The 14,708-nt window shown below is 45.4% G+C and carries 17 protein-coding genes; 4 read left to right on the top strand and 13 right to left on the bottom strand.

Going from position 1 to position 14,708, the window contains the following annotated elements:
• Window positions 1-54: 54 nt before the first annotated feature.
• Window positions 55-360: a hypothetical protein gene (locus FGI41_RS13155; RefSeq protein ID WP_139490650.1), complete on the bottom strand. Its 306-nt coding sequence runs from the start codon at window positions 358-360 to the stop codon at window positions 55-57.
• A 403-nt stretch (window positions 361-763) separates the two neighbouring features.
• On the opposite strand from FGI41_RS13155, the gene FGI41_RS13150 reads away from it, so the two are divergent.
• The gene (locus FGI41_RS13150) at window positions 764-1,606 is read left to right on the top strand and encodes a hypothetical protein (protein ID WP_139490648.1); all 843 of its coding nucleotides are present in this window, start codon (window positions 764-766) and stop codon (window positions 1,604-1,606) included.
• A 195-nt stretch (window positions 1,607-1,801) separates the two neighbouring features.
• Here FGI41_RS13150 and FGI41_RS13145 read toward each other — a convergent pair whose 3' ends face one another.
• From FGI41_RS13145 to FGI41_RS13125, 6 genes are all read right to left on the bottom strand, one after another.
• Window positions 1,802-2,038: a hypothetical protein gene (locus FGI41_RS13145; RefSeq protein ID WP_139490646.1), complete on the bottom strand. Its 237-nt coding sequence runs from the start codon at window positions 2,036-2,038 to the stop codon at window positions 1,802-1,804.
• Between the two features lie 303 nt (window positions 2,039-2,341).
• The gene (locus FGI41_RS13140) at window positions 2,342-3,070 is read right to left on the bottom strand and encodes a DUF4145 domain-containing protein (RefSeq protein ID WP_139490644.1); all 729 of its coding nucleotides are present in this window, start codon (window positions 3,068-3,070) and stop codon (window positions 2,342-2,344) included.
• Between the two features lie 85 nt (window positions 3,071-3,155).
• Entirely contained in the window at window positions 3,156-4,088 is a 933-nt protein-coding gene (locus FGI41_RS13135) for a hypothetical protein (protein WP_139490642.1), read from the bottom strand.
• Window positions 4,089-4,344: 256 nt separating this feature from the next.
• A complete protein-coding gene (locus FGI41_RS24975; protein WP_176560262.1) occupies window positions 4,345-4,488 on the bottom strand; it encodes a hypothetical protein in 144 nt (47 codons plus the stop codon).
• A 33-nt stretch (window positions 4,489-4,521) separates the two neighbouring features.
• Entirely contained in the window at window positions 4,522-4,884 is a 363-nt protein-coding gene (locus FGI41_RS13130) for a hypothetical protein (protein WP_139490640.1), read from the bottom strand.
• Window positions 4,885-5,624: 740 nt separating this feature from the next.
• Window positions 5,625-5,951, bottom strand: coding sequence for a YnfA family protein (locus tag FGI41_RS13125; RefSeq protein ID WP_139490638.1), 327 nt, complete (start codon window positions 5,949-5,951; stop codon window positions 5,625-5,627).
• A gap of 206 nt (window positions 5,952-6,157) precedes the next feature.
• Here FGI41_RS13125 and FGI41_RS13120 point away from each other — a divergent pair, with 206 nt between their 5' ends.
• Window positions 6,158-7,189 carry a cation diffusion facilitator family transporter gene (locus tag FGI41_RS13120; RefSeq protein ID WP_139490636.1) on the top strand — a complete coding sequence of 344 codons (1,032 nt, stop codon included), beginning with the start codon at window positions 6,158-6,160 and terminating at the stop codon, window positions 7,187-7,189.
• 204 nt (window positions 7,190-7,393) lie between these two features.
• Here FGI41_RS13120 and FGI41_RS13115 read toward each other — a convergent pair whose 3' ends face one another.
• Window positions 7,394-7,969 carry a LysE family transporter gene (locus tag FGI41_RS13115; RefSeq protein ID WP_139490634.1) on the bottom strand — a complete coding sequence of 192 codons (576 nt, stop codon included), beginning with the start codon at window positions 7,967-7,969 and terminating at the stop codon, window positions 7,394-7,396.
• 141 nt (window positions 7,970-8,110) lie between these two features.
• Here FGI41_RS13115 and FGI41_RS13110 point away from each other — a divergent pair, with 141 nt between their 5' ends.
• Window positions 8,111-8,983, top strand: coding sequence for a LysR family transcriptional regulator (locus FGI41_RS13110; protein WP_139490632.1), 873 nt, complete (start codon window positions 8,111-8,113; stop codon window positions 8,981-8,983).
• 89 nt (window positions 8,984-9,072) lie between these two features.
• Here the strand turns inward: FGI41_RS13110 and FGI41_RS13105 are convergent, their stop codons facing one another.
• From FGI41_RS13105 to FGI41_RS13090, 4 genes are all read right to left on the bottom strand, one after another.
• The gene (locus FGI41_RS13105) at window positions 9,073-9,978 is read right to left on the bottom strand and encodes a DMT family transporter (RefSeq protein ID WP_139490630.1); all 906 of its coding nucleotides are present in this window, start codon (window positions 9,976-9,978) and stop codon (window positions 9,073-9,075) included.
• A complete protein-coding gene (hemA, locus tag FGI41_RS13100) occupies window positions 9,975-11,210 on the bottom strand; it encodes a 5-aminolevulinate synthase (RefSeq protein ID WP_139490628.1) in 1,236 nt (411 codons plus the stop codon). Before hemA ends, FGI41_RS13105 begins: the two co-directional genes overlap by 4 nt.
• Before the next feature lie 402 nt (window positions 11,211-11,612).
• On the bottom strand, window positions 11,613-12,374 hold the full coding sequence (locus FGI41_RS13095) for a nucleotidyltransferase domain-containing protein (RefSeq protein WP_139490621.1): 762 nt from the start codon (window positions 12,372-12,374) through the stop codon (window positions 11,613-11,615).
• 6 nt (window positions 12,375-12,380) lie between these two features.
• The gene (locus FGI41_RS13090) at window positions 12,381-13,205 is read right to left on the bottom strand and encodes an EcsC family protein (RefSeq protein WP_139490619.1); all 825 of its coding nucleotides are present in this window, start codon (window positions 13,203-13,205) and stop codon (window positions 12,381-12,383) included.
• 195 nt (window positions 13,206-13,400) lie between these two features.
• Here FGI41_RS13090 and FGI41_RS13085 point away from each other — a divergent pair, with 195 nt between their 5' ends.
• Entirely contained in the window at window positions 13,401-13,709 is a 309-nt protein-coding gene (locus FGI41_RS13085; RefSeq protein ID WP_139490617.1) for a DUF4870 domain-containing protein, read from the top strand.
• Between the two features lie 11 nt (window positions 13,710-13,720).
• On the opposite strand, the gene FGI41_RS13080 is transcribed toward FGI41_RS13085, so the two are convergent.
• Window positions 13,721-14,677: a suppressor of fused domain protein gene (locus tag FGI41_RS13080; protein ID WP_139490615.1), complete on the bottom strand. Its 957-nt coding sequence runs from the start codon at window positions 14,675-14,677 to the stop codon at window positions 13,721-13,723.
• Window positions 14,678-14,708: the final 31 nt, after the last annotated feature.

Genomic DNA, 14,708 nt, shown 5'->3' with positions numbered 1-14,708 from the left:
GTTATTACATATCACGACGAATAGCATCGGCGTGGCCCCTGCTATACAGTCGGCTTATTGCTCTTGATAACGGGCCAGTTCCAGTCCAATCATCTCCGCAGATAACCAGATCACGCCGTCACAGGCGATTCGGAATCTCGATTCGTCCGGATCGAAGAAGCGCATGATCTCTTTCCCTGTCCATCGGAATACTGCCAGCTGGTGCGTATCGGGACAGATCAGTAGCTCTGTTGGCTTCGCTTGCTTCCCGTACTTCCGTCTGTTTTTGCTCCCCCATTTAGGGCGATGGTTCCCACGATTGCCTTTTGAGATTGAGTGGCCTGGGGCGAATCGCCCCATCTCATCACGTTCACGCTTCATAACTGACGTGTTCGCCTCCTCTGACTATGATTCAACAAATTTAACGTCCAAGTTCAAACAACGTGAGTTTACAGAATATTTTCTCCCATCCCGGTTGTCTCTTCGTGCTGCTGGCTTGCTGGCTGCTAAAAGAGCTTTCTGTGACACTCCGGTCTGATAAACTGCATCGTACACGATGTACATCATGACGCCCCGTCTTTCCTCCATCTCCAGAAACGGTTACCAAACAGAGTCTAGTATTTAAGTATACCTTTACAAACACTATTCAGGTCTTATTTTTATATAATTTTTGGTAAAAATAGTTCATTTTACACAAATACCATGGTCATATAGCATCTAGTATTTATTTTGATAATTTGTAAAAATAATGTATATCAAATAAAATCAAACAGGAGTTGATTGTATGTTTAAAAAACTTCTTTCTATCACTATGGCCATGGTGCTAAGTCTTCCACTGGCTGCCGGAGCAAGTGACCATAAGAGTAGTGAAGAACCTAAAACTATATCCGCAATGAATTTTTCTGAAAAACAACTTGATCAAGTACTAAAAAAAGTAGGATTTCCAGAATCATTAATTGATAGCTATCCTATTGAAGTGAAAAGAGACTGGGTTGAAAGTGGTGTAACGAAATTTGAAGGACAGATTTCAACCTATTATGTTCGTAATGATAAAACCAAAAAACTTGAGGAAGTAGCTCAAATAGATACATCAAATGGAATTATAACGCCGCAGGCTACGATTCCTAGTACTGATTTAGTAATCCGAATAACAAAGGCTTCTACAGGAACTAGATCTTGGACGATAAAAAATGAAATTGAATGGCTTAACGGAGATTACTTTATGTCAGATGAAGATACTTTAACTACAGCTTGGAACAGTAAATTGAGAGCTTATGGCAATACACTTAGTTGTCGGGCATTTTCTTGGAGAGACGATCTCGGACTGTGGGGAGAAGACTCTACTGCTTGCGGTGGTCAACCATATGATATATCTGAAGCTGGTGTTGCTTGGAAGGTAGATTTTTGGGATATGATGTCTACAACAAATCAATATAAAGCATATACAACCCAAACAGTTTATGTTGCTGACGGATCAACTTCCGGAACTGCCTCTGCCTATTCAAAGTATGCTCATGATACGAGTTATAATTACAGTATTGGTGTAAATATTGATTGGGTATCGATTTCTTATAACAGTTCGGGCACATTTGATCAGGCGTCAAAACAGTTAGATTGGAGTTATTAAAATAACCGATTTCTTCGGTCATAGTGGGGTCTGTCAAGAATTTTGTGTAAACTCAAGCTTGCGTTACCATGGGTTTCATTCCACAAGCGAACAAGCATTCTTCCCACTCGGGAAGTCAAGGGCGTTAGGCGAAGCGTACCCTTGACCTCTCGGACAGGAAGAATGACAATGTTCATTGGAATGGAACCTTCTTTGTTAGCGGATATGTGGCTGGACTCGTACTTCAAAGAAGACAGAGAGTTGCAAAAGGATCTGAACCCAGTGTTGGACACGGCTCGTCCACTTGCGTTGGGCAAGCCATTCGTCAAACTGACGGATCGCTCTCTTGTAGGCATCAGCCGTTCCCTCGCTGAAGCGCGGGTAGGCCAGAATAAAATCGGTTATGTAATCGTCAACTGAAAAACCAGGTTTCCGAAACGGAACCACACTCATCTCCCATGCTCCTCTCATCCACAGATTTTTTCTGTTACGAGTATTCGGCTCTCATTTTGGATGTGCCGTCTTGCTCGATATTGATCTGACGGGAGGCGCCTTTTTCCATTAAAGAAAAACTCGTAACAGAAAGTAAGTTCTGTTAAGAGTTTTTCTTTGAACCATCCTGCTCACTTTGCCTCCATTAATCCAGTACGAACATCCACCAGATTTACTGGAAGTCTGATCATCGAGACTTCGCTTTCACTCGGCATTACATCTCACCCCACATCGCGTTGTTTGAAAAAAGACATGACGCCTTATTTAAGCGTCTTGTTGACCCACTACTCCTTCGGAAGATCTAACTATTATTGAGCCTCTTAATTCAGCAGTTCCTTCTACAGTCTTACTGAGGTGTTTTTGGATTCCCGATAGTTTGTCTGGCAAATTATAAACGTAATCAAGAATTACATGTGTAAATTTGATCATTGAGACAATTAACTCGTCGGAAAACTCCCTTTCATCACCGTGAGCAGCCTCATTACCAAGTTCTCTCAGAACTGAAGCCATTTCATTAACAATTGGCGGAAGTATCCCTTTATTTGACAAGTCCCTTAACTTATGGTAAAGGTCTCTCCCTGTTGCTTCTTTATCTTTGCACATCATTTCTAGAGTTCGCCGAATACCTATTGCACATAAAGTTCCTTCTGTATTCTTTATGCGTAAGGCTGCTTCAAATGACTTCTTTACTTTTTCAGGTATCCCACTTTCATCAATAGACACGTTCGGATAAAGTATTGATTCTCTCGGAATTAATCTAAGATTTTGTGGATCGCGTTCCTCAGTATTTTTCGAAGTTTTAAGAAGAGTAACATTGTCACATACTGGACAGAGATATAAATCCCAGTCAGTATAAAATGTTACGGAATATAGCTCTCCAAATCCCAAAAAACTATCCGTCTCGTGCTTATCAAAATGGGCAATCTGCCTCATCTGTGTTTTGTTCCCACAATGGTAACAGACAAGAACATGATAACCTTCTTCTTGATTCATGTTCAACACATCCTCTATGTTACAATTCTATCCATTTATTACATCTTTCTTTTTAGATACTGCGATCTTGGGTCGGCTTGGCGCATTAATCAGCGGAAGGATCATTCACTTCCTCGCTACTCTCCGTTACTGTTGGAATATTTTTTGTACCAATTACAATTCTCCAACGGGGGGGATCATTAGTTAAGACCGAGATTGACTTGCCCGAACAACAAACCATACGTGAATCAATTTCTATTTCATCACCAATACTCAATTGTTTAAACATAGAAACTACATCAATGTTGTCCGTTTCAAAGCCATATACTTCATTATGAGAGTCTAAACCGATATGAGTATAACACCTTGAATTAAAAGGGACCGGTAATTTATTAAATGTTACATGCGTAAAGTCAGGCAAGTTGTGTGATGAAAAGTATCTATGTATATCTTTTAATTTTGCAATACGGCCTTTCTCTTGCATGATAACAATTGCATCAAGGACAAAATCAAAACAAAAAGTCATTTGGTCACTTTCAAAGTTTTCATTATCACGGAAAACAGGGCCACCTCTATAATCCACGATATATTCTCCGGGAATATATTTCATTATATCCTTAAATGCTTGCCATTTAATGACGTCGATCCCGATTGAGGAAATAATGCTTGATTCAATGCTTCTTATCAAGCTGAATTTTATTTCATACGGCTCTATTGGACCTATTTTAATTAAATCTATATCCACATATTGTTGCGAAAATATAGGATAAATATACTTGTACATTGCATTATCAAAAGAATTTTTAATATTGAACATTGCATTTGATTTATCATCTTGTTCCCATAAATCTTTAGATTTACCTAAGTTAATTTTAAGATCTTCATCGTGAATAAGATCCAACAAACTCAAATTTTCGTATTTAAGATTATAAACTTTGTTCAATATTAATTTTAAAAAATCTTGTACATTTTTATAGGCTTTTTCTACATCTTCAATAGGAAAAGGAAACTGTTTATCATGTTGAATCTGATTACGCATACTACGTAAAGTTGCGAATTTTCCGTAGTATGGAATGTTGTTGATATTTTTTTTCCTTAATTCTTTGACTAATTTACTCCATACTTAAAAAACTTGCTGTTGTCCGAACAACATACTCCAATGCATTGTCAATAGCTAAAATAGCTAAAGAAACATCAAAAGTAATTCTTTTTTGAAGAAGATCATGACCATGCTTCAGAATTTGTTTTGCTACGATATATCTTTGTAAGTGATCCGTCAATGTTAGAAAAACTCATCATTCCATCTCCTTCTCCGATTTGGTCTTCATCGCTTGAATATTAGCAAGCACTTGATAACCCACGCCACCCTTTAGCTGCTCGATGTCGCTCGTCATATAGATGAGCGTTAATGCAAAATCCTTCTCCTTTAAACGATGCACAAATTCCCCTTTTCTGGAAAGGAAATCATTCAATCATAATTCCCTAATCGTTTGTTTGACTGTACCGTTCTCGGAGTCAAAAATTAGTTCTTCTTCTACCTCCACAACATCTAATTTCAATTGAGAACGGTACTTCTTAATTCGCTCCATTTCTTTAGCGGCTTTTTTCTCTGTTGTAAAGGTTAATACCATATCGTTGTTGTTGTAGTAGTCTGGCATAAAATCCTTGTTATTTACCTTAATAGCAAACATAATGCTCCTCCTTTTCGTGATTTTATCGAGTATTATATAATCTTGCGCCAGAATTGGGCGTTTTTGGTTATTATCGGCGTTTACGGCTTTTAGATTGAGTGCGAAATGTCCTCCACTCGTGGACAAATGATGCTCCTGGTCCAAAAGTGACGATCTCCGGTTTGCTCCGGTTTTCGCTTTGCAAAAAATCCGCATTGGCTGTTGTCCGTATCGTTCGGGTTTTTGGTCGATAATCCTGGTTGGTCACGCTGCTGCAGTGAGTACCGGTTGCCTAAAATGCCGAGCGATTTTAGCCTAGCGTGGTTCACCGCCCCCCATAAGGACGAACAATCATAGCGGTGTTTATCTCTACTAGCATCACTCCCCAATTAGGAACCCAATGCGGACAATCCAAGATCTTCTCTTTGTGCTTTACCTTTGACTGTAAAAAACGCTCTGAGAAAGGTTTCAGAGCGTTTCTTTGTGTACTATGTCACTACGATGAGAGTTAGTCCACAAAGAAATCCCAACGTTTATTTCTTCGGAAGCAACAAAGAAAGGCAACTGATCATCCCCTTCCGGAAGACCCGCTGCCTTTTTACTCCATATCCATCAGTTATATCGCCCGCAACCAATCGCAACCAATTCCACATAATTCATATTATGCTGCGAGTAAGAAAAAAAAACACCCTCAGAAGGTGTGCGAGACTGAGGCCTCGTTCCCCCCAACGGAATAATGGTAATGGTTTTGGTAGAAACAAGATTTAAATTAAACCTAATTTGGAGCCGTAGACTGGCAGGATGAAAATAAACAGCAGCCTGAAGAAATCTCCAATTGCCACAAAGGAATCACGTGGGAATCATCAGCTTTTTTCATTATTCTCTTGGTCAGTATCTTTGGCAGATCATTGGCGAGGGGCAAATAATATAACCGCCGCTCCCAAGATACATATTCCCGATCCGATCCAATCAAACATATCCGGTGTTTTTTTATCAATCCCCCATCCCCATAAGACAGAAAGAACAACAAAGACACCGCCATATGCTGCATACACTCTTCCAAAAGAGGGGAATTGTTGCAGCGTTTCGATGATTCCATATCCGAACAAAACAACTCCACCGATCAACCCGTAATAAAGAGGTTTTCCTTCCCTTAGCCACAGCCACACCAGATAACCACCTCCAATCTCAGCTATCCCAGCTATCAAAAAGATAAACAACGCAGTCAGCATACTCTTCCATACCTCACATGAAAAATCTCGTATCATTTCGTTACCATCTCGGCAAAACCCCTAACTGAACAATCTCCGCATGTTAATTCGTAAGCGAAAATATCCACATGATCCCAAGACAAAATCGTCTCAATTAACAACTACATCTTCACCCATTTATTGTTTATAATTTCCATTATCAATCAATTAAATGGGAGGTAAGTTGAATGGGACTTCATCACGGTCATTCGCATGACGGCCATGATCACGGCCATCACCATGGAAAAGTCACCAATAAGAAGGTTCTTTTTACTTCTTTGCTGATCATCACAACGTTCCTCATTGTTGAGGTCATTGGCGGATTTCTGACGAACAGCCTTGCTCTACTCTCAGATGCCGGTCACATGTTTAGTGACTCTTCTGCCCTGTTTCTCAGTCTGATTGCGATGTATTTCGCTGCTCGTCCCCCGTCACCGCAAAAAACATTTGGTTTTTACCGGTTCGAGATTTTGGCTGCTCTCATCAACGGGGTCTCGCTTGTTCTAATCTCGCTTTATATTTTTTATGAAGCGTATGAACGACTTTTTGCTCCAGAGCCAGTTTCAAGCCTTTCCATGGTGGGGATCGCGATTCTTGGTCTGTTAGCCAATATCGCGGCTGCCTATGTACTGATGCGTGGTGACATCAAGAATAACATTAACATGCGCAGCGCCTTCCTGCATGTATTGGGTGACATGCTCGGCTCTGTCGGGGCGATTATTGCCGGTCTTCTGATGTGGAAGTACCAATGGTATGTGGCCGACCCGATTATCAGTATCATCGTAGGGGTTCTCGTATTAGTAAGCGCCTGGCGGGTAACCAAAGAGTCCGTCAATATCCTGATGGAAGGTACGCCCTCTTCTGTGGACACGAATCAAATCACCAACGCTCTCGCAAGCATTCCAGGAGTAAAAAGCGTGCATGACCTCCATGTGTGGACGGTAACCTCGGGGTTTGATTCCCTCACCTGTCACATCCAGGTCGATGACGACATCCCGAGCTACGGGATCTTGAATGAGGCTTTAGCTGTGCTCAAGGAGAAATTTGAGATCACACATGCCACGATTCAGATCGAGAACTCTTCTGTGGTGCATGGAGAAATGACATGTCAGGTCGGGCCAAACTCCGATACACACGATCATGATCATGACCACGACCATGATCACGCGCACGATCACCAGCACCACAGCCACGATCACAAACACGCTCATGCTCACTAACAGAATACAATGCAAACAAAGAGGCTTTCCAGATCGGGAAGCCTCTTTGTTTGTATCCAAGTATATCCCTTGATTCCGGGGATCCCTGTTAACTTCCCATACCCAATCAGAGGTTTCCTCCCTTGCCATGGCGCTTGGCGAGCCTTTCACTACTCTGTCAGATCGTCCCAGAACGTCCCGGAGGTTCGATGCAGGCCTATCCTTTTAAAAAATCGTAATCGCAGAATAAACAAGCAACAGACTCATTCCCGCATTAATGATCCTATCGTATTTGGCAAATATCTTTTTAAAAGCCGAACCAAATAAAGCCCACAACAATAATGCTGCCCACCCGATCAGTATCGTTACACACATATAAAAGAGCGCAGCTGCATCTGACTCATGATAAGGAAGGATAAAAGCTGACATCGCCGTCAAAAAATACAACACACTTTTGATATTGAGAATCTGGAAAAGCAGCCCCGAGAAAAAAGAAGACTTACGATACGTATCCGTATCATTGCTTTTCGTAGAAAAAGCAATCTGCCTTGCCAGATACAATAAATAGGCCGCACCCACGACTTTAAAGTATGGCTCTATCATTGGGATCCAGTGATACAGACTCGTCGTTAACCATGAGGTGCCTACACCAAGAATCATAAACCCTGAAAGGATTCCCGTGTTGAAGCGGAACGCTCCTTTGAATCCAAATCGTCTTGCTTCATTCATCACCAGAAGATTACTCGGTCCTGGGGTAATCGAAGTAATAATGATATAGGAAAGGAATGCTGTCATATCCATTGGGTTACTCTCTCCTCCCGATCATAACTAGTTGTATCCGTTCCGTGATTCATTGTAATATAGTGTCTATCTATCGGTAAAATTGAAATCACGAATAATCAATATCATTTTTTTGAATACATAGGAGGGAGGGTCATCCATATGGAAATACGGCAATTGATTACGTTTCGAACCATTGTCGATGTTGGCAGCTACACGAATGCCGCGATCAAATTGGGCTATACTCAATCAACCATTACTTCACATATCAAAGGATTGGAAGCAGAGATCGGCGGAGAATTATTCACATACATCAAGCGGGAATTAAATTTGACCAGTCTAGGAAAAGAATTAATTCCGTTGGCCGATGAACTGTTATATACGTATAATCGCATCACCCAGCTCAACAGCCATGACAAAGTACGTGGAGAATTAAAAATCGCTGCCCCTGAGTCATTAACGATTACGAGATTAGGACCCATTCTGAGAGAATATTCATCCAGGTATCCAGACGTGAAGATCATCTTGAGCAATGGCACCTGTGGGCAAAACCAAAAAGACCTGATGAGTGGACATGTCGATCTTGCTTTTATGGTTTGGCCCGAATTCCAAATCGATACTTGTACTCACCATGTCTTGCACCAAGAAGAGATTGTGATCATTACAAGTCCGAATAAAACTCAACACTTTGATGATTATAAATACAAAACGACTACTGATTTCTTTATTACAAATGAAGAGGGATGCAGTTACCGTTCCATGTTTGAGACACACCTGACTCATCATAAACTGCCGAAATTTCAAACGATGGAGCTATGGAGCTTGGAAGCAATCAAACAAGCTGTCATGAGCGGTTTGGGGTTTGCTGTATTGCCTTATATCACGGTAAAAAATGAGGTCGAACAGGGCTTAGTAAAGATAATGGAGCACAATGAAAGCTTTGAACCGATCTACTCCCATCTGCTCGTCAAGTCAAAAAAATGGCACGCCCCTGCGGTTGAAAAATTTATAGAGTTAACATTAGAAGCTGTATAGGTATCGAGCTACGTCCACGCTCTCTGGTTCCATCACACAAAGAACCCGTAACAGATGGTAATCTCTCTGTTACGGGTTTGTTTTTTCACTCAATCCTTACTGCTGCCCACACCGATCAGGCTACGGGACGGCAATCGGAAACCCAGTGCAATAGCCGCACCGATGCAGCTGAGCAGGCATCCTACCAGCAAATACAGAGTCGGTTCTGACTCCCCGATCACGACTGAGGCAATGCCGCCCACGGCCGGAAAAAGCGCGACCATATAGCTGCTCACTGCGGCGCCAATCTGCTCCACCAGCTTGAGGTAGTACAGCCATGCCGCGAAGGAAGCGATCACCGTCAGATACAGCAACGCCCCCAGATAAGAAGGAGATGTCGGCAGACTAAAGCTCTGTCCCTGCACGAGACTTATGGCAAACAGAAGCAGCGACGCCACGACAAAGCCCACACTATTCGAATAGACCGGGTTAATCCCCCGCCGTGCATTTCGCGCCGAACTGGCATCACCGACCGCTGTCAGCAAGGTTCCCAACAAGGCAAATCCAATTCCGATAAAGTCAGTCGAGCGTGTGGTCTCCCCCAGCATCGGGTATACCAACACACCAACACCCGCGATGCCGATCGATCCACCTGTCACAATCCGGGGATGTAAGCGATCCCCAAGGAACACTCGCAGGGCAACTGGTGTCATCACAGTCTTAAGCGAGAACAGCAAGGTGACCAGCGCGGCCGAGACCCACATCGTCGCATAGTACAATAACAAGTAACTCAAAGCGAAGTTGCACACCCCAAAGGTAACGAGGGGGAGTGCATCTTCACGAGTGGGACGACCATCTGGACGTGTCGCCCACGCCAGGACGAGAAACATCACGGCGGCCCCGACAAGGCGATAACTCAACGAAACCTCAAGGCTGACGGGAGTTCCTTGTATTTTGACCGCAATGAAGTTCAAGCCCCATACCACAAGACAAAACACATACATAAAAACGATCATGCGTATTCCACCACATCCATCATCTTCGCAAACGGAATATCGAAATGATGGAAGACCTCTGTCAACGCTTCTGTCAGATGCATAATCTGTTCCTCCGTGTGATTTGGCGTTACGTTGACCCGAAAACGTTCTGTGCCGACCGCGACCGTCGGGGAGTTAATCGGCTGCAGATAGACGCGATGCTGCTCCAATAACCGCTGGGCTGCAGCCTTGCATTTTTTCGCATCGCCTACCAGCACCGGAAGAATGTGCGTTTCGCTCGATGGCATGATGGGAATGTTCGCCTCCGCTAACGCGGTTCTCAACATGTCGGTCTTTCTGTGCAGAGCCATCCGCTCCTCATCTGAGGATTTCAGATGCTCGACACTGGCATGGCACGCGGCAACAACCGCTGGTGGCAAGGATGTCGTGAAAATAAAGCCTGATGCGAAGGAGCGAATAGCGTCAATCAACGGCGCTGATCCAGTAATATACCCACCAATCACACCAATCGCCTTCGCCATCGTTCCCTGGATGATGTCCAGACGATGCGCAATACCCAGATTGGCAGCAATCCCCGCTCCACGCGGCCCGTACATGCCGATTGCATGTACTTCATCAAGGAACGTCATCGCATTATATGTTGTAGCAAGCTCCGTTATTTTTTCAATGGGTGAGATATCGCCGTCCATAGAATAGACTGACTCGAACACGATAATTTTGGCCCGGTCATGTGGCTGTGCAGCAAGCAATTCTTCCAAATGCCCAACATCATTATGCCTGAAGATGGCGCGGTCCACCTGGGTGCTGCGTACCCCGTTGATAATCGAAGCATGGTTACGTTCGTCAGAGAATACGATGCAATCAGGGAACAGACGCAGCAAGCATTGTAATGTCGCATCATTTGATCCATACCCGGTCGGGAAAACCAGTGCGGCCTCTTTTCCATGCCAGTCAGCAAGCGACGATTCAAGCGCAGCATAATGATAGTGAGTACCACCAATGTTGCGCGACCCACCAGAACCTGCCCCGAACGAGTCAATCGCATTGTGCATCGCTTGTGTTACGATCGGGTGCTGCGACATCCCGAGGTAGTCATTGCTGCACCAGACGACAACCGGTTGCCCATCGCTCTCGCCGTTCAACATAGCCAACGGGTATTGGCCGCGGATCCGATTGATCGTAACGAACTCGCGGTATTGACCGCTTTCTTTCAACAATTCTAGCTTATTGTTGATGATTTCTGAATACATAGGTCTCTCTCCACCTTTTATAAATATCTGTTTATATTACCAAAATAATACAATTACCTCCTGATTAAGTATACTACTATTTTGTTATATTTTGTCAATAAGCAATACTTACTAGATAGATAAATAAAACGAATAAAAAAAGAACCCCATAATCGGGGTCTTTGTCAGTTGGAAGGGGCAACACTCTATGCAGCGCTATCCCTTTCTTCATTTATCTATCACTTATTGATTGCTTCCACCCTTGGTCGGAGTCGCATCCATACCGCTGCCCCACCATCGCCGCCTCCACTTTCGTTGCTATGGGTATGGCTGGCTACTGTAGACATCGGTTTCTTCGGCGGCGGTCACCAGCGTAAGCATCAGAGCCTGATAAATCATCCTTATTGAAAGGATTCGGAATCACTACACTCCCAACTGCTGCCACATCAGCTCATTCAGCAGTGGTTCATCCATCTCCGTCTCTTCCATCATGACAATCCGCTGTCTGATCCGATGAATCTCACTGTCAATGTATCCGTTCAAAAACTCATCCTTCCCCTCTTTTCCAAGCTCACTACCCTGTTGCTTGGCATGAAGCAGGTCAAGAATACGCTTGCGAACATCATCAGCCATGGTAATCTCCTCCAAGGTCTCCCACACAGAGGTAGGCGGCGGCGTCTGCTTCTGCTCCATCCAGTGGATACAGATCAGCGGGCGGATTACGTAGAGGTATTTTTTCAGCATCACTTCATCTTTACCTGCGATATGTCTGGTGTAGTTGGTCTCGGCCATGCTGAGATAGTGGTGACTAAGCCGCTTCAGCGAGTAATGCTCGCGGGCCAGCTTGCGGAGCGTATCCGCAAAATCCCCCTGCTCCAGATATACGATCGGGGAGAAGAGCCATTCCAGTAGCCCCGGATTGGACTTGGCGAACAGCTCCATCGCTTTGGGCAAATCCCAGCCGTTGATGTCGAGGTCTCCTGAGATCGGAACTTCGATCACATCGCGGTGGGGCTGGATGCGGATATAGTCGCGGACAGGGCGCTGGTAGACGAAGCGGACATCGTAGTCGCTGTTATCCGAAGCGAAGCCCCATGCCCGGCTGCCTGATTCGATGGCAAAAAGGATCGTGACCCCGTGTGTCTGCTCGATCTCACGCAGCTGGACCAAAATGAGTGACTCCATCCTGTTCTACTCCCCTTCTGCCAGTCGTTGGAGGATGCGGCGTTTGCGGTAGAGCATCATGCCTGCTTCAGCCACCTCTTCAATGGTTTTGCGGTTGAGATAGGCGCCGAACAGCATACCCGCAACCGGTACGAGCTGGAACAGCTTTTTCCAGCCGTAGTTATCACGGTAGGTCATGATGACTTCGCGCCAGCCCTGCAGCTGTGTCACGGTCTGGGTCTTGGAGGACGCCTGTTGGTACGTAGTCAGCTCTTCGATGATCGAGCGCTTGCCCACGATGTCGGCTGAGCTGTACTGCAGGCATTTGATGATAAAGATGCGCTCCTGTTTGTCACGTGGGTCGTAGCCGTAGGCGAGCGCCATCTCCTGCAGGACTTTAAGCGATTGGCCCAAAAGCATCGGGATATCGATCACCAGTGTAAAGATCCCGCCGAAGCCTGTTGTCGCCCCTTGGACGGTAGCGAACGATTTATGGGCATCGCGCAGGTTGTCTGCCACTTGGTTCATCTGGGTGAGCGGCATCCGGGATACCTCTGTCAACGTCGGGATCTCGGTCGCCACTGCCCTGCTTCCGGTGCGGGTCTGTTCGGGGGAAGTGAAACGTTTTAGGATGTCTTTTTCATTGATGAGATAGCGTCCGCCTGTATCTACATAGGTAGACAGCTCATCTATGGCCTGCCCCAGCTTCTCGTGGACAAAAGTAGGAGTGATTCGGTCCAGGAAGACAAAAGGCAGCCGTCCGAGCTTTTCCCAGAACCACAGATCTTTCTGATCGTTCTCCCATTGCTCCACTTCGCTTAGGGCTTGACGTAATGTTTGTTGGCTTTCCATCTTTGATCATCCTCTTCTTTGGCAAGGTATGTATAGAGGTATACGATGTAGGATTGACTTTGGTTTCCCATTCCACACATCAGCGGTCTCCATCTGGGGTCGGAGCCGGGCGCCGCTCTTTCGGCGGTTTCCTTCTGCGCCAGAATGATTCATACTAAAGGGGAATCAGCCACATAAGAAAAGGGGATATGTCCTGTGAATACCAGTGTTTTACGCGTTCTGACCCATGCGAGTACGTTTTTTGCTCCGATTCTGGTGCCGATCATTGTATTGGTGATCGCGGGTGACCGTGAGACGAAAAATATTGCGGTTCAAGCGTTGATTTTTCATATGGTAATGGGAGCTTTGATTGCGGTATCGATGTTTTTGTCGGTCTTTTTGATCGGAATACCGTTTGCGATTCTGTTTGGATTGATAAGCCTCTACTATCCGATCAAGGGGATTATTTATGCGGTGAATGACCGTCATTTTGACTATCCGCTCTTGGGGTCGATGTTCAGATAATCGGCTCTGGGTCAGATGACGGAAGGACGGGAAAAGTCGAGGGTGTTGATCTCTGCTGCTGCAAAAGCATCCTCCAGCGCGTCCAACCCGTGACGTCGGAGACACTCCTGCTCGGCGGGCGTGATCGGGATCAGCGCGAGGAACTCGATGACAGAGAGGCCGTCGGTGTAATACTCGAAGCCGGGTTCTTCAAAATAGGGATGGGTCACAAGCAGCGAGGTGAGCTGTGAGGTCTGGATGATCGGCTCTGTCAGGGCGAAGCTGTCGCCGGGTTGGAGCGTGTAGGGGTGGCTTGGGGTGGCTTCTGGATTGATCCTCTGATCAAAGGATGATTCGGTGCCAGAGCCATCCTGTTGGTAATAGCCTGATTCGGTGTCTGCGTCCTGCTGGGAATAGCCTGATTCGATGCCGGAATCGTCCTGCCAATGGATGCTCTGGTTAAGGTCGTGGTTGTTTTCCTGCTGAGATGAGTGTTGATGGACCGCGACGTGACGACGCACCAGTTCAACTGTACGGCCGAGATGAGCAATCAAGCCATCATCTGGCTCATACGCACAGAGCAGGATTTCACTGCCTGTCTCAGCAGATAGCCCTGCCGTGGCGTATGTCCACCAGCCCCTCCGTCGGTTCGGAGGAAAGATCGCAATCGGCACCCCACTATCGGCAGGATCCGTAATGAAATCTGGATTTGTATGAAAAAAGGAGCTGTAATGGCGGATCGTGTCAGGAAGCAACGGGAGCGGAGTAAAGCCCGGTTGCTGCTGTCCCTGAACGGTTTGCTCCTGCAGCTCTTTTTGTTCTTCTATGCGCTCCTGTCCGGTCTCTTCCATCGTCACTTCCACGGCTCCTATCTTGTGGTTCGTCACCCATGGCTGGCGGGAGTGCCGTCTGGTACGGATCAATCGGATCAGCATCGACAGTGGGACGAGGGCGATCACGGTCAAGAGAATGATATCCACGAGTTTCATCAGTTCTGCTCCTTTTCGTGAGTCGGTCTAT

This window comes from Brevibacillus dissolubilis, from assembly GCF_006170445.1.
Lineage (GTDB): Bacteria > Bacillota > Bacilli > Brevibacillales > Brevibacillaceae > Brevibacillus_B > Brevibacillus_B dissolubilis.
This window is presented reverse-complemented; position numbering and strand designations above follow the sequence as displayed.